Annotated in this window: 12 protein-coding genes; 4 read left to right on the top strand and 8 right to left on the bottom strand. The window is 69.5% G+C overall.

What is annotated here, in order from left to right; genetic code table 11:
• Positions 1 to 14: 14 nt before the first annotated feature.
• The 3 genes from BM345_RS16980 to BM345_RS16970 are packed head-to-tail and all read left to right on the top strand — an operon-like array spanning position 15 to position 3,686.
• The gene (locus tag BM345_RS16980; RefSeq protein WP_093381333.1) at positions 15 to 1,643 is read left to right on the top strand and encodes a 3-(methylthio)propionyl-CoA ligase; all 1,629 of its coding nucleotides are present in this window, start codon (positions 15 to 17) and stop codon (positions 1,641 to 1,643) included.
• 4 nt (positions 1,644 to 1,647) lie between these two features.
• Positions 1,648 to 2,661 (top strand): YeiH family protein, encoded by a 1,014-nt coding sequence (locus BM345_RS16975; protein WP_217653997.1) that lies wholly within the window; start codon positions 1,648 to 1,650, stop codon positions 2,659 to 2,661.
• 23 nt (positions 2,662 to 2,684) lie between these two features.
• A complete protein-coding gene (locus tag BM345_RS16970; protein ID WP_093381332.1) occupies positions 2,685 to 3,686 on the top strand; it encodes a Bug family tripartite tricarboxylate transporter substrate binding protein in 1,002 nt (333 codons plus the stop codon).
• An 18-nt stretch (positions 3,687 to 3,704) separates the two neighbouring features.
• Here the strand turns inward: BM345_RS16970 and BM345_RS16965 are convergent, their stop codons facing one another.
• The 7 genes from BM345_RS16965 to BM345_RS16935 all read right to left on the bottom strand — a co-directional run bounded on the left by BM345_RS16965 (position 3,705) and on the right by BM345_RS16935 (position 14,462).
• Positions 3,705 to 4,601 carry a DUF2950 domain-containing protein gene (locus BM345_RS16965; RefSeq protein ID WP_093381330.1) on the bottom strand — a complete coding sequence of 299 codons (897 nt, stop codon included), beginning with the start codon at positions 4,599 to 4,601 and terminating at the stop codon, positions 3,705 to 3,707.
• Between the two features lie 63 nt (positions 4,602 to 4,664).
• Positions 4,665 to 6,110 carry a DUF3300 domain-containing protein gene (locus BM345_RS16960; protein ID WP_254789787.1) on the bottom strand — a complete coding sequence of 482 codons (1,446 nt, stop codon included), beginning with the start codon at positions 6,108 to 6,110 and terminating at the stop codon, positions 4,665 to 4,667.
• 279 nt (positions 6,111 to 6,389) lie between these two features.
• Complete coding sequence (locus tag BM345_RS16955; protein WP_093381327.1) at positions 6,390 to 8,876, bottom strand: efflux RND transporter permease subunit; 2,487 nt, start codon at positions 8,874 to 8,876, stop codon at positions 6,390 to 6,392.
• A 23-nt stretch (positions 8,877 to 8,899) separates the two neighbouring features.
• Positions 8,900 to 9,994: a WD40/YVTN/BNR-like repeat-containing protein gene (locus tag BM345_RS16950; protein WP_254789778.1), complete on the bottom strand. Its 1,095-nt coding sequence runs from the start codon at positions 9,992 to 9,994 to the stop codon at positions 8,900 to 8,902.
• A 32-nt stretch (positions 9,995 to 10,026) separates the two neighbouring features.
• Positions 10,027 to 11,385: a DUF1329 domain-containing protein gene (locus BM345_RS16945; protein WP_093381326.1), complete on the bottom strand. Its 1,359-nt coding sequence runs from the start codon at positions 11,383 to 11,385 to the stop codon at positions 10,027 to 10,029.
• Positions 11,386 to 11,394: 9 nt separating this feature from the next.
• Positions 11,395 to 13,092 carry a DUF1302 domain-containing protein gene (locus tag BM345_RS16940; RefSeq protein ID WP_254789777.1) on the bottom strand — a complete coding sequence of 566 codons (1,698 nt, stop codon included), beginning with the start codon at positions 13,090 to 13,092 and terminating at the stop codon, positions 11,395 to 11,397.
• 191 nt (positions 13,093 to 13,283) lie between these two features.
• Positions 13,284 to 14,462, bottom strand: a complete 1,179-nt coding sequence (locus tag BM345_RS16935; RefSeq protein WP_093381324.1) for a patatin-like phospholipase family protein — start codon at positions 14,460 to 14,462, stop codon at positions 13,284 to 13,286.
• Between the two features lie 96 nt (positions 14,463 to 14,558).
• Here BM345_RS16935 and BM345_RS16930 point away from each other — a divergent pair, with 96 nt between their 5' ends.
• Positions 14,559 to 15,083, top strand: a complete 525-nt coding sequence (locus BM345_RS16930) for a hypothetical protein (RefSeq protein WP_139237540.1) — start codon at positions 14,559 to 14,561, stop codon at positions 15,081 to 15,083.
• Here BM345_RS16930 and BM345_RS16925 read toward each other — a convergent pair.
• Positions 15,005 to 18,346, bottom strand: coding sequence for an AAA family ATPase (locus tag BM345_RS16925; protein ID WP_093381321.1), 3,342 nt, complete (start codon positions 18,344 to 18,346; stop codon positions 15,005 to 15,007). The two genes, BM345_RS16930 and BM345_RS16925, sit on opposite strands and share 79 nt — an antisense overlap.
• Positions 18,347 to 18,355: the final 9 nt, after the last annotated feature.

Below are 18,355 nucleotides of genomic sequence, written 5' to 3'. Positions count from 1 at the left end.
GAATCACACACATCATGAACGGACTGATGATGGATCAGCCCCTGCTGATCTCCGCCCTGCTCACCCATGCCGAGCGCCACCATGGCGACCAGCAGATCGTCTCGCGCCGCGTCGAGGGCGACGTGCACCGCTGCACCTTCCGCGAGCTGGGCGCACGCGCCCGCCGAATGGCCAACGCGCTGGACGCGCACGGCATCGACATGGGCGATCGCATCGCCACGCTGGCCTGGAACGGCTACCGCCACATGGAGCTGTATTACGCGGTCTCCGGCTCGGGCGCGGTGCTGCACACGCTCAACCCGCGCCTGCATCCGGACCAGGTGGCCTGGATCGTCAACCACGCCGAAGACCGCATCCTGTTCTTCGACCTGAGCTTCCTGCCGCTGGTGGAAGCGATTGTCGACCGCGTGCCCACGGTGAAGGCGTTCGTGGCCATGACCGACCGCGCGCACATGCCGGCCACCAGCAAGATCCGCGGCCTGCTGTGCTACGAGGAACTGGTGGAAGACCACTCGAGCGAGTTCCACTGGCCGCGTTTCGACGAGCAGCGCGCCTCCTCGCTCTGCTACACCTCGGGCACCACGGGCAACCCCAAGGGCGCGCTCTACAGCCACCGCTCGACCATGCTGCACACCTACGCGGCGGCGCTGCCCGATGCCCTGAACTGCTCGGCCGCCGACGTGATCCTGCCGGTGGTGCCCATGTTCCACGTCAACGCCTGGGGCCTGCCCTACGTCGCGTGCATGGTGGGCGCCAAGCTGGTGTTCCCCGGCCCCTGGCTGGACGGCAAGTCGCTGCACGAGCTGATCGAGTCCGAGGGCGTGACGCTGTCGGCCGGCGTGCCCACCGTGTGGCAGGGCCTGCTGGCCCATGCCGAGAGCCAGGGCCAGGGCTTCAAGAGCATGCGCCGCACCATCATCGGCGGCTCGGCCTGCCCGCCGGCCATGACGCGCAGCTTCCAGGAGCAATATGGCGTGCACGTGCTGCACGCCTGGGGCATGACCGAGATGAGCCCGCTGGGCACCGTGTGCGCGCTCAAGCCCGCGCAGCTCGCGCTCGGCGACGAGGCCCGCCTGGCCATCCAGGCCAAGCAGGGCCGCGCGGTCTTCGGCGTGGACATGAAGATCGTCGACGCCGAAGGCAAGGAGCTGCCGCACGACGGCGCGGCAGCCGGCGAGCTGATGGTGTGCGGCCCCTGGATCATCGGCAGCTACTTCAAGGGCGACGGCGGCAACCCGCTGGTGGACGGCTGGTTCCCCACCGGCGACGTGGCCACCATCGACGCCGAAGGCTTCATGCAGATCACCGACCGCAGCAAGGACGTGATCAAGTCCGGCGGCGAATGGATCGGCTCCATCGACCTGGAGAACATCGCGATGGCGCACCCCGCCGTGGCCATGGCCGCCTGCATCGCGGCGCGCCATGCCAAGTGGGGCGAGCGGCCGCTGCTGGTGGTGGCGCTCAAGCCGGGCAAGTCGGCCACGCGCAGCGAACTGCTGGGCTTCTACGAAGGACGCATCGCCAAGTGGTGGACACCGGACGACGTGGTCTTCGTCGACAGCATCCCGCTGGGCGCCACCGGGAAGATGCTGAAGAACCGCCTGCGCGACCTGTTCCAGGACCACCTGCTGGCCGTGGCCTGAGACCATGATCAACACCCTCTCCATCACGGCCTGGCCCGCGCGCGGCCGGCTGCTGTTCCCGGGCCTGTGCGCCTGCGCGGTGGTGGCCGCGGCCGCCACCTTCCTGTCGCAGCACTACGGCGCGCCGGTGATGCTGTTCGCGCTGCTGCTGGGCCTGGCGATGAACTTCCTCTCGGAAGAAAGCCGCTGCGGTCCGGGCATCGAGTTCGCGGCGCGCGCGGTGCTTCGCTGGGGCGTGGCGCTGCTGGGCCTGCGCATCACGGTGGGGCAGATCGTCGCGCTGGGCTGGCATCCGGTGGTGCTGGTGCTGCTGTCGGTGACACTGACCATCGCGGTGTCGATGGTGGTGGCGCGGATGATGGGCTTCCAGAGCCTGTTCGGCCTGCTCTCGGGCGGTGCCACCGCGATCTGCGGCGCCTCGGCCGCGATGGCTTTGGCGGCGGCGCTGCCCTCGCATCCGCAGAAGGAACGCGCCACGCTGTTCACCGTGGTGGTGGTGTCTTCTCTTTCGACCGTGGCGATGATCGCCTACCCCATGGTCGCGCAGTGGCTGGGCCTGGACGCCCGCACCGCCGGCGTGTTTTTGGGTGCCACCATCCACGACGTGGCGCAGGTGGTGGGCGCGGGCTACGGCATGTCGCGCGAGACCGGCGACATCGCCACCTTCGTCAAGCTGATGCGCGTGGCCATGCTGCTGCCGGTGATCGTGTTCGCCGTGGCCTGCACCCGTGCACGCGGCGGCGCGGCCGGCGGCAAGCGTCCGCCGCTGCTGCCCTGGTTCGCCGTGGCCTTCGCGCTGCTGGTGCTGGTCAACAGCGCCGGCTGGATCGCCAAGCCCGTGGCCGACCTGGGCAGCGACCTCTCGCGCTGGTTCCTGGTGGGGGCCATCGCCGCCATCGGGATGAAGACCCGCATTCGCGAGCTGGCGACCGTCGGCTTCAAGCCGGTGGCGCTGATGCTTGGCGAAACCGTGTTCCTCGCCATACTGGTGCTCGTGCTGCTGCGCTGGGCACCCTGACTTTTCCTGTACAGGAGTTCCAGATGTCCTTCGATTTCACCCGCCGGCGCGTGCTTCGCGCCGCCCTCCTGGCTTGCGGCGCGGCAAGCGCCGGGCTGGCCCTTCCCGCGCAAGCGCAGGCACAGGCCTGGCCCGACAAGCCGGTGCGCATCGTCGCGGCCGGCCCCGCGGGCGCCACGGCCGACATGGTCGCGCGCCTGCTGGCCGATGCGCTGGGCAAGGAAGGCGGACAGCCGGTCATCGTCGATCCGCGACCCGGCGCCGGTGGCGCACTGGCGGTCAACGAACTGTCGCAGGCACCGCATGACGGCTACACGCTGCTGGTGGGCGTGAACTCGCTGGTCAGCGAGATCCCGCACATCGTCAAGCTCAAGTTCGACATGGCCAAGGAGATCGCACCGGTGGCCGAGCTGGGCCGCGGCGGCCTGGTGCTGGTGGGCAACCCGAACGTGCCCGCGCGCGACTTCGCGCAGCTGCGCAGCTGGATCAAGAGCCAGCCCGGCACGGTCAGCTATGCCTCGTACAGCGCGGGCACGCTCTCGCACGTGCTGGGCCTGCAGCTGAACAAGGCGGCCGGCCTGGACATGACGCACGTGGGCTACAAGGGCTCGACGCCGGCGCTGACGGACGTGATGGGCGGCCACGTGCCGCTGATGTTCGACGGCATCCCCAGTTCGCTGCCGCTGATCCGCGCCGGCAAGGTGCGCGCCTTCGCCGTGAGCTCGGCGCAGCGCTCGCCGCTGCTGCCCGACGTGCCCACCTTCACCGAGCTGGGCTATCCGCAGCTGCAGGCCACCGGCTGGATGGGCCTGTGGGTCAAGCCCGACGTGCCGGCCGCCCAGCAGGCGCGCCTGCGCGAGACGGTGCTCAAGCTGATGGGCCAGCCGGCGCTGCGCGCGAAGCTGACGGAGCTGGGCTTCGAGCCCGGCCAGCCGCGCAGCCAGGAAGAACTGAGCCGCTCGCTGCAGGCCGACTACCGGCGCATGGGCGAGGTGCTCAAGTCCATCGACTTCAAGCCGGAGTGACCCGGCGCGCGCCCTTCCTCAGGGCGCGTCCACCTTCTGCCAACCCTCGCCCGGATCGAAGCGCGTCGTCTCGCGCGCGATCGCATCGGTGCGGGGGCCCAGGTTCTTCTGGTAGAGCTGGCCGTCGTGGCTCACCATGAAGCTCATGACGCCGGTCTCGCCGTACTGCAGCGGCCAGGCGATCAGCGCGAAGCCGGCGCGCATGCGCTTGCCGATCACGTAGCTGTAGGCGCCGCCCTTGGCGCTCGGGCCCTGGGCCTTGAGGATCTTGTAGTGGTAGCCGTGGTAGCCCTCGCCAGGGCGCACGCTGGCGTACAGCGGCCCCAGCGGGCTCTCGGGCTCGCCCGGCTTGGTGGCCCAGTACAGGCCGTCGTGCTTGCCTGGCGCGCTGCCGAACTTGTCGGCGTACTCCAGCACGCCGTTGTTGTCGCGATCGACCGAGGCGTATTCGCGCTGGGCGTCGTAGTAGGCCATCACGGCCCGCATGGCCGCCAGCTCGTTGCGGCCGATGCGCCGCGTCTCCATCAGGTCCTGGCCGGCGCGCGCATCGAAATGCCAGCCGGCCGGCCCCTTCACGATCGGGATGGGCAGCGTCCAGCCGTCCTTCCCCGCACCCAGGTAGGCGCGGTCGTTGCCATCCGCCACGATGCTGTGGCCCTTGGACCAGTCCTCGAGGAAGGCGTAGACGTCCTCCTTGTCGATCTCGCTGGTGGGCACGAAGCGCTTCCAGTCCGCGCCGAGTACGGTTCGAAGCGCAGCTTCGTCGCTATTGACGATGGCGTTGAAGAAGGCCTGCGACGCGGCCTCGGCGCTGGGGTAGTTCTGCTGCGCCGAAGCGGCTGAGGAGAAGCCCAGGGCGAGCGCCACCAGGGTGGCGCCGACCAGGGCGCGGAAGCGTTGCTGGGTGTTCTGCATGGTGCGTGAACCTCGCGTGTTGGTTTGCTTTTGAAGTGGACCGATCTGCGGAGCCTCGGCCCCTCAGCGCCGTCCGCCTCCGCGGCCACCACCACCGCCGCCACCGCCACGACCACCGCCCCCGCCGCCGCCCATGCGGGCGCCGCCGCCACCACCACCACTGCCATGGAAGCCGCCTCCACCGCCGGACGCACGTCCTCCTCCTCCACCCATCGACTGTCGGCTGGAACTGCCGCGGTCGAAGCTCTGGCGCTCCGAGGCGCCGTTGCCGGCTCCACGGAAGGCGTTGTCGCTGCTGCGGTTCTGCACTTGGTGCGCGCCGCCGCCGCGGTCGAAGCCGCCGCCACCGGCACCGCCCCGGTCACCGCCGGCGCCGGCGCGATTTCCGCCGGCGCCGCCACGGTCACCTCCGGCGCCGCCGCGGTCCAAGCCGCCGCCACCGGCGCGATCACCGGCCCGGTCGCCTGCGCGGTCACCCGCGCGATCGCCGGCCCGGTCTCCGCCACGCTGGCCGGTGCGGTCGGCCGCCTGGTTGGCCCGGTCGCGCGTGCCGGGGTCGTTGCGCAGCCGGTCACGCTCCTGGCCCGGGTCCATGCCGCGGTCGCGCAGCGCCCCTTCGGCTTGCTGGCGCTGGCCGTCGCGGCCTGCGTTGTCACGGCCGCGGAAGTCAGAGCGCTGCGACGGGTCGCCGCCGGCGCGGTTGCCGAACTGCTGCTTGCTGGCCTGGTCGCGGTAGGGCACGCCGCGCCGGTTGTCCGCGTTGTGCTGGAACTTGTTCTGGTTGGCCGAGATCTGGCGGTTGGTGTTGATGCTGTTGTAGCGGTTGGTGTTGATGTTGACGTCGCCGCCGCCCCAGTTGCAGCCGCCCCAGAGGGCGCCCACCGCCGCCACGCCCACGCCGAAGGCGATGCCGGTGGCCAGCGCGGCGCCGGGGTAGTAGCCCGGATAGGGCGGGTAGTAGGGGGGCGGGTAGGCGGGGTAGGGCCAGGTGCCGTAGACCACCGTCGGGTTGTAGGCCGGCACGTAGACCGTCTGCGGGTTGGTGGGCTCGATCTTGATGACGGTCTGCTGCGTCTGCGGCTCCTGCTCGACCGACACCGTCTGCTGCGCGTTGCTCTTGAGGTTGCCCGTCTGCTGCGCCTTGGTGCGCAGGCGTTGCGCGGAATCGAGCACGTCCTTGGACGAGGCGAGGAAGGCATCGCCCAGGTTCTGCACCCAGTCGGGCTGGTCGCCCATCATCCCGATGACCTGCGGGAAGGCCACCAGGGACATCACGCTGGGGTCCCAGGTCTGGCTTTGCACCGCCTTCACGGCCGCATCGCCCTTCTGGTTGGGGTTGGCCTTGGACCACTTGGCCGCGTCCGCCACGTCGGCCGGGTAGGTGGCGGCCATCAGCACCTGGGACAAGAGGGAATCGGGGTAGAGCGCGATGGGCGCCACCATCTGGTCGATCTGTTCCTTGCTGAAGGTCTGCTGCGCCATGGCGAGCGACGAACTCAAGGCCAGCATCGCCAGCAGCAATCGCATGAACCGGGAAGCCAATCGATGCATGAAAGCTCCTTTGTTGTCTCGGCTCGCCGCACGATGCGGCTGGCCGGGCGCGTCCCTGTCGCGCAGTTTGCGCATGGAGCATAGCGGGGCGCAACAACGGCCGCAATCGCGGCCGTTCCTACTGATGCGCGGCCGCAATCGTGGCCGGTCCTACCGGTGCGCGGCCGCAGTCGCGGCCGTCTTCACCGATGTGTGCAGCCGCAAACCGTGGCCTTTTTCATTCGTTCGTCATCTTCCTCAGCCCAGGGCGGGTGGGGCCTGGCCTGCCAGGCCAGAGTGGGCGGGCGCGTCGCCACCGGCGCTGTCTTCGGAGCGCGCCTCGAGGGGCGCGGCCTTCGGGCGCGGCTGGAGCAGGAAGTGCGACAGGGCCGGGATCAGCAGTACCGCGCCCACCATGTTCCACAGGAACATGAAGGCCAGCAGCACGCCCATGTCGGCCTGGAACTTGATGGGCGAGAGCGCCCAGGTCAGCACGCCGGCCGCCAGCGTCACGCCCACCAGCACCACCACCTTGCCGGTGAACTTCAGCGCGTTGCGATAAGCATCGGCCAGCGAGTCGCCGGCACGCTGGCTGGCCAGCTGCACGCTCAGGAGGTACAGCGCGTAGTCCACGCCGATACCCACGCCCAGCGCGATCACCGGCAGCGTCGCCACCTTCACGCCGATGCCCAGGCCCACCATCAGCGCCTCGCACAGCACCGAGGTGATGACCAGCGGCACCACCGCCACCACCACCGCGCGCCAGGAGCGGAAGGTGATGAAGCACAGCAGCACCACCGCCGCATAGACCAGCCACAGCATCTGCGTCCAGGCCTGGCGCACCACGATGTTGGTGGCAGCCTCGATGCCGGCGCTGCCCGCGGCCAGCAGGAAGCGGTGCTGCTCGCTGCCGTGTGCTGCGGCGAACCCGGCGCTGGCCTGCACCACGCGGTCCAGCGTGGCGGCGCGGTGGTCCGACAGGTAGGCGATCACCGGCATCACCGAGCAGTCGGTGTTGAACAGCTCCGGGTTGTTCACGCTGGCCTGCTGGGCGCCGTAGTTCAGCACGTCCTGGTTGCGCGCGATGGTCAGCCACTTGGGGCTGCCGTCGTTGCTGCCCGCGGTGATCTGCCGCACCGCGTTGGCCAGCGACACGGTGGTCTGCACGCCCGGCAGCTGCTGCAGCGACCAGGCCAGCCGGTCGGCTTCCACCAGCGTGGGGTACTGCAGGCAGCCTTCCTTGGCAGTCTTGACGATGACCGCGAACACGTCGCTGGACAGCGCGTAGTGCGAGGTGATGTAGGCGTTGTCGCGGTTGTAGCGCGAGTCGGCGCGCAGCTCGGGCGCGCCGGGGTCCAGGTCGCCGATCTGCAGGCGCGTGCTCGCGGCCAGGCCACCGGCCAGCAGCAGGGCGGCAGCGCACACGGTGAGCAGGGCCGGGCGGCGCGCGGTGAAGCCGGCCAGCGCGGCGTAGACGCGGCTCGTGAGCCCTTGGGTGTCATGCTCGGCATGCAGGCTGCGTTTGGCGGCCCGCTCGCTCACGCCCAGGTAGGACAGCAGCACCGGCAGCAGGATCAGGTTGGTGACGATGAGCACCGCCACGCCCACGCTGGCCGTGAGCGCCAGCTGCTGGATCACCGGGATGTCGATCACCATCAGCACCGCGAAGCCCACCGCGTCGGCCACCAGCGCGGTGAGGCCGGCGAGGAACAGGCGCCTGAAGGTCAGGCGCGCGGCCACCAGCCGGTGCGCGCCGCGGCCGATGTCCTGCATGATGCCGTTCATCTTCTGCGCGCCGTGGCTCACGCCGATGGCGAACACCAGGAAGGGCACGAGGATGGAGTACGGGTCCAGCTCCGCGCCACCCGCGGCCACCAGGCCCAGCTGCCACACCACCGCCACCAGCGAGCAGCCCACCACCAGCGCCGTGCTGCGGATGCAGCGGGTGTACAGGTAGATGATGAGCGTGGCCACCGCGGCGGCCAGCGCGAAGTACAGCGCCACCTGGTGCAGGCCCTCGATCAAATCGCCCACCAGCTTGGCGAAGCCCACGGCGTGGATGCCGACGCTGTCGCTCTCGTAGCGCTCGCGCATCTGCTCGACCGTGCGCGAGAGCTGTCGGTAGTCCACGCGCTGGCCGGTGGCCGCGTCCTGGTTCAAGAGGGGCACGACGATCATGCTGGACTTCTCGTCCTTGCCCACCAGGCTGCCCACCAGGCCGGCGCGCGCGATGTTGGCGCGCAACTGCTCGATGGCGGCGGGCGAGCCGTCGTAGTTGTCGGGCATCACCGGGCCGCCGCGAAAGCCTTCCTCGGTGACTTCGGTCCAGCGCACCGCGGGTGCCCACAGCGACTTCACCCAGGCGCGGTCCACGCCGGGCGTGAGGAAGAGCTCGTCCTGGATCTTCTTGAGCGTGGCCAGGTAGGCCGGGTCGCTGATGTCGCCCTTCCTGTTCTCCACCACGATGCGCAGCACGTCACCCATGCCGCGCAGGTCGGCGCGGTGCTCCAGGTAGTTCTGGATGTAGGGGTGGCTCTTCGGAATCATCTTCTCGAAGCTGGCGTTGAAGGCCAGCCGCGTCACGGCCAGCCAGCCCAGCGCCAGCGTGGCCAGCAGGCACAGCGCGATCACCACGCGCCGGTTGTTGAAGGTCAGGCGCTCCAGCCAGGAGCCGGAATGCGGGTCGAAATGTTCGAGCGAGTGCGGCGCGGACGCGTCGCCGCGCGCGTTGGAAATGGGGGTCATGGTGGTCCTTCTGCCCGAGGTCTTCAGGGCAGTTGAAGTGTTCGGGTGCCGCGGGGTCCGCCGACGATGAGCGTGCCGGCCTCCGGCGCCGTCACGGCGGCGGCAGGCAGGCTGCCCTTGAGCGGCAGCAGCTCGAAGCTGGCGCCTTCGTCGCGGCTGGCCAGTACGTGGCCGGCCTGGCTGGCCAGCACGATGCGGCCATCCTTCGTCTGCGCGCCGGCGGTGAGGCCCGCCTGCACGCCGGTGGGAATCTGCTTCCAGCTGCGGCCGCCGTCGGTGCTGCGCAGCACCGTGCCGCGCAGGCCGTAGGCCAGCAGCGAACGCTCGTTGCCGGTCAGGCCGAAGAGCGTGCCCTGGTAGGGAACTTCGATGGCGCGAAAGCGCGTGTCACCGGCCGTGCGCTTGAGCAGCATTCCCTGCTCGCCGGCCATGTACAGGTCTGCGCCGATGCCACGCACCGCGTACAGGTGCAGGGCCTTGGGGTTGTCCACCTGATGCAGCGCGGGCGTCCAGTGCGCGCCGCCGTCGGTGGTGTGCAGCACCAGTCCGAAGGCGCCGACCACCCATCCTTCGCGCTCGTTGGCGAACCAGACGTCGAGCCAGGGGTTCTGCGCGCCCTGCTCGGCGATGCGGCGGGCCTCGTCGGCCAGCTTCGCGCCTTCGGGCAAGGCGGCGGCCTCGCGCTCGTACCAAGCCTGGATCACCGCGCCGGCCTGGCGGCCTTCGTACTGCACGCGCCAGCTCTGGCCGGCGTCGCCGCTGTGCAGGATCACGCCGTCGTGGCCCACGGCCCAGGCATGGCGCGCGTCGGGAAAACTCACGGCCACCAGGTCGGAACTCACCGGCACCTCGGCCTGCTTCCAGCTCTTGCCGGCGTCGTCGGACCACAGGATGTGGCCGCGCTGGCCCGCCGCCAGCGTGCGGGCGCCCTGGCTGGCCATGCCATTGACCAGGGCCTGCGGGGCCAGCGGGCTCTGGCGCGCCGGCGTGTCCAGCACGTCGCGCCATCCGTCGGAAGAGGTCGCGGCCCATGCGCCGCCCCACAGCACCAGGGCCGAGGCCAGGGTGATGGCGACCGCGTCCATTCGGCTGCGCCAGGCCTGCTGCTTCGATGTCATGCGATGCCTCCCTGTTCTTCTTTTTCTGGAGCTCAGCGCACGCCGGAGCCGGCCAGCGAGTCGGCGGTCCACTCGCGGTCGGACAGGGCCTTGGTGTGGCGCAGGCCGCCGGTCTCGGCGATGTAGCCGGTCAGCGAGTACACGCCCGAGACGAAGTCGTAGTGGCCGAACATGTCGGTGTAGGGCGCGGGCAGGTCGTAGCTGGGCGCCATGTAGGCGAAGCCCGCGCGGTACAGCTGGCCGCGTGCGTCGTAGTTGTCGGAGGCCAGGGCCGCCCACGAGTCTTCGTCCAGGTAGAAGCGGCGCTTGCTGTAGACGTGGCGCTTGCCGTCGCGGAGCTGGGCATCGACCACCCACACGCGGTGCAGCTCCCAGCGCACCAGGTCCGGGTTCAGGTGATGCGCCTGCAGCAGGTCGTCCTGCTTGGACTGGTACACGGCGCCGTAGGCGTTGTAGGGCACGATCATTTCCTTCTTACCCACCAGCTTGAAGTCGAAGCGGTCCATCGAGCCGTTGAAGATGAAGGTGTCGTCGAAGGTGGTGGCGCCGGCGGTGCCGGGGTTGGGCGTGTCGAAGGACAGGTCGGGCGCGACCTTCACGCGGCGCTGGCCGGGCAGGTAGGCCCAGGCGCGGCGGTCCTTGTTCCCCACGTCCAGCGGGTCCACGATCATCAGCGCCTCGCCGGCGCGGCGGGCCGGGCCGGTGTAGGTCAGCTTGATGCGCCAGTAGGTGTCGGCGTCCTTGCGCGCGGTGTCCCAGAAGGGGAAGTCCTGCACGCTGGTGCCCTCCGTGGCCAGGGCCGGGCGGCCGCTGGCGTCCACGTTCAGGTTGCGGTACTTGGCCTCGTAGCTCTGGCCGTTGAAGCGAACCAGGTGGTTCCACATGGCTTCGTAGCCGTCCTTGGGAATCGGGAAGGGGAAGCCCGCGTGCACGCCTTCGATCGAGCGGCCGCCGTTGGTGGTCTTGGCGCTCACGGCCGCGGCCGCGGTGTTGTCGGTCACGAACTTGGGAAAGGCCACGCTGCGGTGCGTGGGGTACACGTCCACGCGGAAGCTCGGGTACTTCTGCAGCAGCGCCTTGGCGCCGTCGGTGAGCTGCTCGCTGTACTGCGCCATGTTGGCGGCGTTGACCGACACGCGCGGCTTCTCGCCGGCGAAGGGGTCGGGGCGGATGCCGTCGCCGGCCTTGTAGCCCGCCGGGCCGCTCTTGATGCCGCCGTTGTAGGCGGGAATGGTGCCGTCCTTGTTGCCAGCTTTCTCGGCGCCGACCGGCGTGAGCGTGCTGCCCAGTGCCTTGGCTTCGTCGGCGGTGACGGCGGCCTGCGCCGCGATGTTGGCGCACGCGGCCAGGATGGCCGTGGCGATGGATGAGGTGATGAATCTCGTCTTCATGATGAATCCTTAGAAGGTGGTCTTGACGGTCAGGCTGACGAAGCCGCGGTCCTTGAGCAGCGTCGTGAAACCGTTCTGGGTGGTGACCGCTGTGCCGTTGTCACGGTAGTGGCCGAGGTAGTCGATGTACTTGAGGTCGAAGCGGTACTTCTGGCGCACGTCCATGCCCAGGCCGACGCTGTAGTTGCCGTTGCCCTGGTTGCCGCCGAAGATCGTGGGGGCATTGCCCTTCAGGCCGATCGCGTAGCTGAGCGGCGCATACAGGTCGATGCCGGGCCACACCTGGAACCAGGTGGGCGTGAAGGAAAAGCCGGCGCCCAGGTAGTCCTTGGTGGTGCAGCCGTCCCACTTGTCGCGGCCGGCGCAGGCGGCGAAGCCTTCGGCGTAGAACAGGTTCTGGCCGCTGGTGACCTTGTCCCAGCGCGACCAGGTGAGTTCCGCTGCCCAGGCCGCGGTGTCGAACAGCGGCGTCTTGTTCACCACGCCCACGGCATTGAGCAGGCCGTGGAAGGTGTTGCCGCGCGGGCCCTTGGTGTCGCCCGGCGCCGGCAGGCCCGGGGAGATGCCCAGCACCGTGCTGTTGAGCGGCGTGTTGTGGCGGTAAGAGAGTTCGCTGCCGAAGCTGATGCCCGCGATGTTCTTCGCCAGGCTCATGCCGAACAGGTCGATGTTGTCGGCGTAGATGAGGTTGTAGCGGCTGATGTTGCGGCCGGCCTGCGTCAGGAAGGTCTGGGGCAGCTTGTCGGCGAAGTTGCGGTAGTAGAAGCCCATCGTGCCGTCCAGCCAGTCGGGGCTCCAGCGTGCCGACAGGCCCGCCTCGCCGCGCTGCTTGGGCTCGGAGGGGTTGCCGCGCGTCGCGAAGCCCAGCTGCTGCGACAGGAACTGCCGGTCGGGTCCGTTGAAGGCGAAGTCCACCGGGCCCAGGTAGGTGCCGCCTTCGGGGAAGCGGTAGGACTCCCATTCGAAGAGGTACTGCGCCGCCAGCGACAGCGTGTCGGTGACCTGGGCCTGGCCCGAGACCTGGTTCAGCGGCCGGAAGAGTTCCTTGGCTTCCACGCCCGGCGTGGCGAAGCCCTTCTGCAGGTCCAGCGGGTTCTGCGCGTAGGCCACGCTGTGCATGTTGCCGCCCAGGAAGAGCGACTCGCCCCAGTAGATCGAGTGGCGGCCCAGCTTGGCGTTGACCGGCACATCGCCCAGGTCCATGCCGCCGAACACGAACGCATCCAGCACTTCGCCGGAGGGGCCGTGATAGAAGCGCTGCGTGTAGTCGCTGTAGGTGTGGTTGACGTAGCTCGGGATGGCCGACAGCGGCAGGTTGGGGTTGCTGCGGCTCACGCTGCTGTAGGCATCGTCGTACCAGCCGGCCGCGCTCACGCGCGCGCCCCAGCGCTTGCGCCAGGTCAGGTCCAGCTCGGTCAGCAGGTCCAGGCGGTTGGCCACCGTCTGGCCCTTGTTGAAGCTGTAGGTGCCTTCGTCGGAGATGGGGGAGTTGCCGATCTTCGAGTCGCGGTTCTCGACGCGGCTGCCGAAGTTGTAGCGCACGGTGTTGTCCCAGCGCACCGCCAGATCGGGGTTGCCCGTGTCGAACTCGAAGGCATGCGCGCTGCCGCAGGACAGCGCGAACAACATGGCGGCGCCGGCGATGGCGGCAACTTGGAAGGTCGGACGAACGCTTGCGGCGGCCGTCTGGCGGTGGGGATGGTGCACAGGTTTCCTGCTTGTGGTTGGTTGGACATCCCCCGCCTGCGGGCGAAGGGGGACAGCAGGAATTCTGGAATCCGGACCCCCGCCGAGCCCCCTCCTTGGTGGAGGGGGGCGGGGGGTGGGAAAGCCTGGGGAGGGCGCGCCCGCGCGACCGCCCTGCCGCGCGGGTGGCGGTCAGCCGGGCCGGGCGCCGGTTAGGCGGTTTGCGGGTTGCGCAGGTGCTCGTCGGAGGCCAGCAGGGCCGCGATGGCGCGCTGGCCTTCCTCGTAGCCCTGCATCAGGTTCGAGCGCTTCCACTCGAAAGTGACCTGGGTGCGGGGCACGATCGGCACCTCCACCACGCGCGGACGCATGCGCGTCTGGTTGAGCAGGTGCTGGCGAAACAGCTTGATGTCGTTCTCCCCCACCTCGGCGGCGAACTGCATCGGCAGATTGGCCAGCGAATCGGCCAGGCTGCGCGCCGGGCGCACCTGGCTGTCGTCCACGATGCGGTTCACCCACACCTCGTCCAGGTCCGGGTGGTCGCGCAGCAGGTTCTTGAAGTTCACCGTGTCGACCAGCGCGCCCTCGGTGTACTCGTGCTCGCCGATGGTGACGCTTTCCTCGATGTAGGGAAGGGCCGAGCAGGCGCACAGGGAGCGGGGCTCGATGGGCAGGTAGCCGCGCTTTCCGTCACCCACCTGGTCGGGGCGGTTGTGGAAGATCTGCATGAAGCCCGGCTGGCCGTCCTTGGGCAGGCGCCAGGCGTTGTGATAGACCTCCGGCGCACCGGCAGCGAACAGCCGGTCTTCGCTGAACACGTCCTTGAGCACCGGGCTGTCGTCGTAGTAGATCTTCGACAGGCCGTTGATCTCGGAGCTGTAGACCAGCGAGGTCATGTAGCGCGTGAAGGGATGCACCGCGAGCACGTCGTTGAGCATCCAGTAGTTCAGGTGCTGCGCGCTCCAGCGTCCCGGGTCGGCCGCCAGCTGCATCGAGTTGCGCATGCTCTTGAGGATTTCCTGCGGCTGCACCAGGTTGTGCCACTCGCGCTTGTTCGAGAACGGGAAGCCGGCCCAGGCCTTCCACTGGGCCTGCATGTCGGCAGCAAAGCCGCGGTTGACCGGAAACCAGGAGAAGGAGGCGTCGTCCCGAAAGCAGTATTCGCTGAAGAAGTCGAGCGTCTTCTTCGCGCGCTTTCCCGGCGTGCGGGTGTTATAGACGATGCCCACCCACGCGCCGATGCACGACAGCGTGAACACATCGAACTCGATGCCCGCATCCTCCAGCGCCTGCAGCGCGCCGATGTGCAGCCCGGCGGCGGGGCCGCCGCCTGCCAGCGCGATGGCGCGCTTTTTCTTCCTGCCCTTGCGCTTCTTCGGGTCGTCGGACATTGGCCTGCCTCATCCATGTGGGGGAGATAGAAGGGCGCGCGCCATAGGCGCCACGGCATTTCCCGCTTATCGTTTTGGACATGCCAGGAGTGCCGCATGAGCCTAATTGACGAGTGGACACCTTTATTCCCCAACAGTGGGGAGGCGCATCGATCCGCGCCGGGCGGCGTGGCCCGCAGTGCCGGCGCCCGCGACCCGCTGCAGGCGCGCATCTACGAGCGGCTGGAAAAGCTGGCGGAGTCGCCCAGCGCGGTGCACTACTACCTGGGCGAGGGCTTTCGCTGGATCCGCGTGGGCTTCGCGGGCGAGACGCCACTCACGCCCTCGGCGATGCTGGACGTGGGCGAGGCGATCGAAGCGAGCCTGGGCAGTGCCGAGTCCTCGCCGCTGTACTTCCACGCGCTGCGGCCGCACGACATGCTCTTCTTCCTGGAGCGGGGCGATGCCGAATCGGAAGGGCTTCCGCCCAGCTTCTACGGCGTGCCCCTGAAACAGGTGCAAGGTGCCTGGGGCCGCGGCGGCCAGGCCGGCCGCCCGGCGCGTCAGGCGCGCGCCGTGGCCTCGTCGAGCGCCAGCAGGCCGGCGGCGCCGAACTCGCAGCGGCGCAGGTCGAAGCCATAGCGCCCGGCAAGCGCGCGTGCCGCATCGGCCGCAGCACGCGCCGGCTCGTCATGGCCCTGGCGCTGCAGGGCCTGCGCCCAGACCAGCGTGCCGAAGCACAGCTCCGCATGCGCGCCGCCCGCCTCGCAAAGGCGCACCGCCTCGTCGAACATCGCCTGCGCGCGTGCCGGATCGAGTCCTGTCGCCAGGCTGCTCATCGCCTTCACCCGCCAGGCGATGACGGCGGAGAACTCGCCTCCCAGCGTGCCGGCCAGCGCGATGGCCTGTTCGGCCGCGGCCAGCGCCCGCGCGTGGTCGCCGCGCATGCAGGCCAGTTCCGCCTCGATGGCCGGCAGGTAGTCGAGCAGCGACCATTCGCCCTGTGACACGGCTGCCAGCAGCGTGCGTGCCTCGGTCAAGGCCCGCTCGGCCTCGTCCAGCCGCCCCGAGCGGCACAGGCACAGCGCGAGGAAGATCAGCGCATGCCAGCCCAGGTAGGGCACCGCGTGCTGCTGGCTCAGGTCCAGGCAGCGGCGCGCGTCCGCAATGGCCTCGTCGTGGCGGCGCAAGGCCATGAAGGCGTGGCTGCGCCAGATGGCCGCGCCGCCCACGTACACCGGGGACTGCACCAGCTCGGCTTCCTGCAATGACTGGTGCCCCAGTTGCAACCCCTCGTCGCCCCCGCCGACCTGGCAGCGCGCATAGGCGATCCAGCCCAGGCAGGAGATGTAGTCGATGAAGCTGCCGCTGGACTTGTAGTGCTCCACGCTTCGTTCGTCGACGAAGGCGAGCGTCTCGCTGAAGCGCCCCTGGCAGCACAGCGCCATGGCCAGCGCAGCGCCGGGTCGTAGTTCGATGAGCGGCGAGCCATCGGCGCGGCCCAGTTCGCGGACCTCGGTGAAGATCTGCCGCGCCCGCGCGTATCGGCTCGAATAGAGGTGCGCGCGGCCTTCCTGGAACAGGATGGATGACATCGTGGCCGGGTCGGCATCCGCGCCCGCGATCGGCGCCAGGTTGCGCGCCAGCGTCCCCAGTTCGACCAGGCGCTTGGGCAGCACGGCGAAGCGGCCCACTTCCATCAGGCCCAGGATCACGTCGATGTGACGCCGCGCGTTGCGGGGCGTGCGGGGCAGTTCCGCCACGATCCGTTCAGCGCGCGTGAAGTACGACAGCGCCTGTGCGATGGCCACGATGCGGGTGGAGGCCACGCCGGCCGCATAGAGGTAGTCGGCCTCCCGGTCCGGCAGGTTTGCCTCCTGGCAGTGATGCGCCATCAGGCCCGGCTCGCGGCTGGCCATGCCGGGCTCGTGGAGCTCGATGGCCTCGATGATGCGTGTGTGCAGCGCCTGCCGCTCGCCGCGCATCTGCCCGCCGTAGGCCGCCTGCTGCACCAGCGCATGCTTGAAGACGTAGTCGGCATGCGGCGGCACGCCGCGGCGGAACAGCAGCTGCGCCTCCACCAGGCGGTCGAGCGCGACGATCAGCCGGCCCGGTGGATGCCCGGTGACCTGGTGCAGCAGCGTGAAGCTGAATTCGCGCCCCAGCGCGCTGGCGATGCGTGCGACTTCCTTCGCATCGTTGAGTCGGTCCAGGCGCGCCATCAGGCTGTCGCGTTGCGTGGTGGGAATGTCCAGCGCCGGCAGCGGACCGTCGATGACCAGCGACTCGCCCTGGGGGCGAAGCAGGCCCGATTCGAGCACCGTGGCCGTGAGTTCCTCGATGAACAGCGGCACGCCGTCCGTCCTCGCCAGGATCTGATCCAGCACTGCGGCAGGCAGCAGCTTGCCGTGGCATACGTTGTGCACCAGTTGCTGCGCGTCCTCGCGCTTGAGCGGATCCAGCCGGACCTCGGTCACCGTCGTGGTGCTCCTGAAGTCCTGCGTCACCGGCGGGCGGGAGGTGATCAACGCCAGGAAGGGCCGGGCCTGCATGTGCTCGAACAGGGCGCGCAGGAAGGCCTCGGTGGCGCCGTCCATCCAGTGCGCGTCCTCCAGCATGAACAGCACGGCGCCGGTGTTGCAGTGGCGCTCGAAGTGCCGCAGCAGGGCTTCGCGCGTGAGGCGGTGCTTGCGGTCCGGCGGCATCGCCGGCAACTGCACGCCTTCGGGCAGGGGCAGGTCCAGCAGGTCGGCCACCAGCGGCAGGTCCAGCGCGCCGGCCCCTTCGCCCAGCCAGGCGCCCAGGCGCGCGAATGGCGTTGCCGACGGGTCGCCCGTGGCCGAATGGATCTCGCGACGCAGCCAGGCGATGAGCGGGTGCAGCGGCGCGGTGGTCTGGTTGGGCGCGCATTGCAGCAGCACCTCCAGGGCCGCGTGCGGCGCGAAGCGCTCGGCCGCGGTTCGCAGCAGCCGCGACTTGCCGATGCCCGCTTCGCCCACCAGCATGACGATGCCGCCCCGGCCTGCGCGCGCCGAGTGCCACGCACGCCCGATGGCATCGAGCTCGGCATCGCGGCCCAGGCATTCACGGATCTCGGTGCGGTGTGCCTCGAAGCGCATGCCCGAAGGTGCCTCGCGCAGCACGCGCCACACCTGCACGGGCTTGTCCAGGCCCTGCAGCAGGTGCGTGCCCATGTCGGCATAGGTGAACACGCCGCCTGCCAGGCGCCGCGTCTCGTCGGCGATCGCGACGCAGCCGGGTGCGGCCAGCGACTGGATGCGGGCTGCGAGGTTGGGCGTGAGCCCGGTGGCCGTGTGCCGCTCCGAGAAGCCGCTTCCCACCATGTCGCTGATCACCGAGAGCCCCGTGGCCAGGCCGATGCGCACCTTGAAGCGCTCATCCTCGCTGGCGAAGGTCTCGACGATCTTCAGGCTGGCGCGCACGGCGCGCTCGGCCGCATCTTCCTGCGCCTTCGGGTAGCCGAAGTAGGCCAGCACCCCGTCGCCGACGATGCGGGCGATGAAGCCGCCCGACTCCTCGATGATGCGCGAGCAGGCCGTGTAGTAGTCGTGCAGGACCTTGCGCAGGTCGTCCAGGTCCAGCCGGGCCGACATCTCGGTGGAGCCCACCAGGTCGCAGAACATCACGGTGATCTGCCGGCGCTCGCCATGCGCGGGCTTGGGGGCCCCGGCATAGGCGGGCGAGAGCGCCTCGTTGACGTGCAGCTCGTGCAGCGCGGCCATCAGCAGCCGGCGCTGTCCCAGCGACAGGCCGAGCTCCTTCAGGTCCGCATCCGAGAGGTGCCGCAGCACGTCGAAGCCGACATCGTTCTGGCGAAAGCTTTCGGCATGCGCGCCCAGTCCGAGCGATTGCAGCCATTGCGCAAGATCCCTTTCGGGGGCCACATCAGACTC

This window comes from Variovorax sp. OV329 (assembly GCF_900114785.1).
GTDB lineage: Bacteria > Pseudomonadota > Gammaproteobacteria > Burkholderiales > Burkholderiaceae_C > Variovorax.
This window is presented reverse-complemented; position numbering and strand designations above follow the sequence as displayed.

Excerpts from the sequence above, each read along its gene's own strand:
- BM345_RS16980 (WP_093381333.1), top strand. The coding sequence starts at position 15 with ATGAACGGACTGATGATGGATCAGCCCCTGCTGATCTCCGCCCTGCTC.
- BM345_RS16975 (WP_217653997.1), top strand. The coding sequence starts at position 1,648 with ATGATCAACACCCTCTCCATCACGGCCTGGCCCGCGCGCGGCCGGCTG.
- BM345_RS16970 (WP_093381332.1), top strand. The coding sequence starts at position 2,685 with ATGTCCTTCGATTTCACCCGCCGGCGCGTGCTTCGCGCCGCCCTCCTG.
- BM345_RS16965 (WP_093381330.1), bottom strand. The coding sequence starts at position 4,601 with ATGCAGAACACCCAGCAACGCTTCCGCGCCCTGGTCGGCGCCACCCTG.
- BM345_RS16960 (WP_254789787.1), bottom strand. The coding sequence starts at position 6,110 with ATGCTGGCCTTGAGTTCGTCGCTCGCCATGGCGCAGCAGACCTTCAGC.
- BM345_RS16955 (WP_093381327.1), bottom strand. The coding sequence starts at position 8,876 with ATGACCCCCATTTCCAACGCGCGCGGCGACGCGTCCGCGCCGCACTCG.
- BM345_RS16950 (WP_254789778.1), bottom strand. The coding sequence starts at position 9,994 with ATGACATCGAAGCAGCAGGCCTGGCGCAGCCGAATGGACGCGGTCGCC.
- BM345_RS16945 (WP_093381326.1), bottom strand. The coding sequence starts at position 11,385 with ATGAAGACGAGATTCATCACCTCATCCATCGCCACGGCCATCCTGGCC.
- BM345_RS16935 (WP_093381324.1), bottom strand. The coding sequence starts at position 14,462 with ATGTCCGACGACCCGAAGAAGCGCAAGGGCAGGAAGAAAAAGCGCGCC.
- BM345_RS16930 (WP_139237540.1), top strand. The coding sequence starts at position 14,559 with ATGAGCCTAATTGACGAGTGGACACCTTTATTCCCCAACAGTGGGGAG.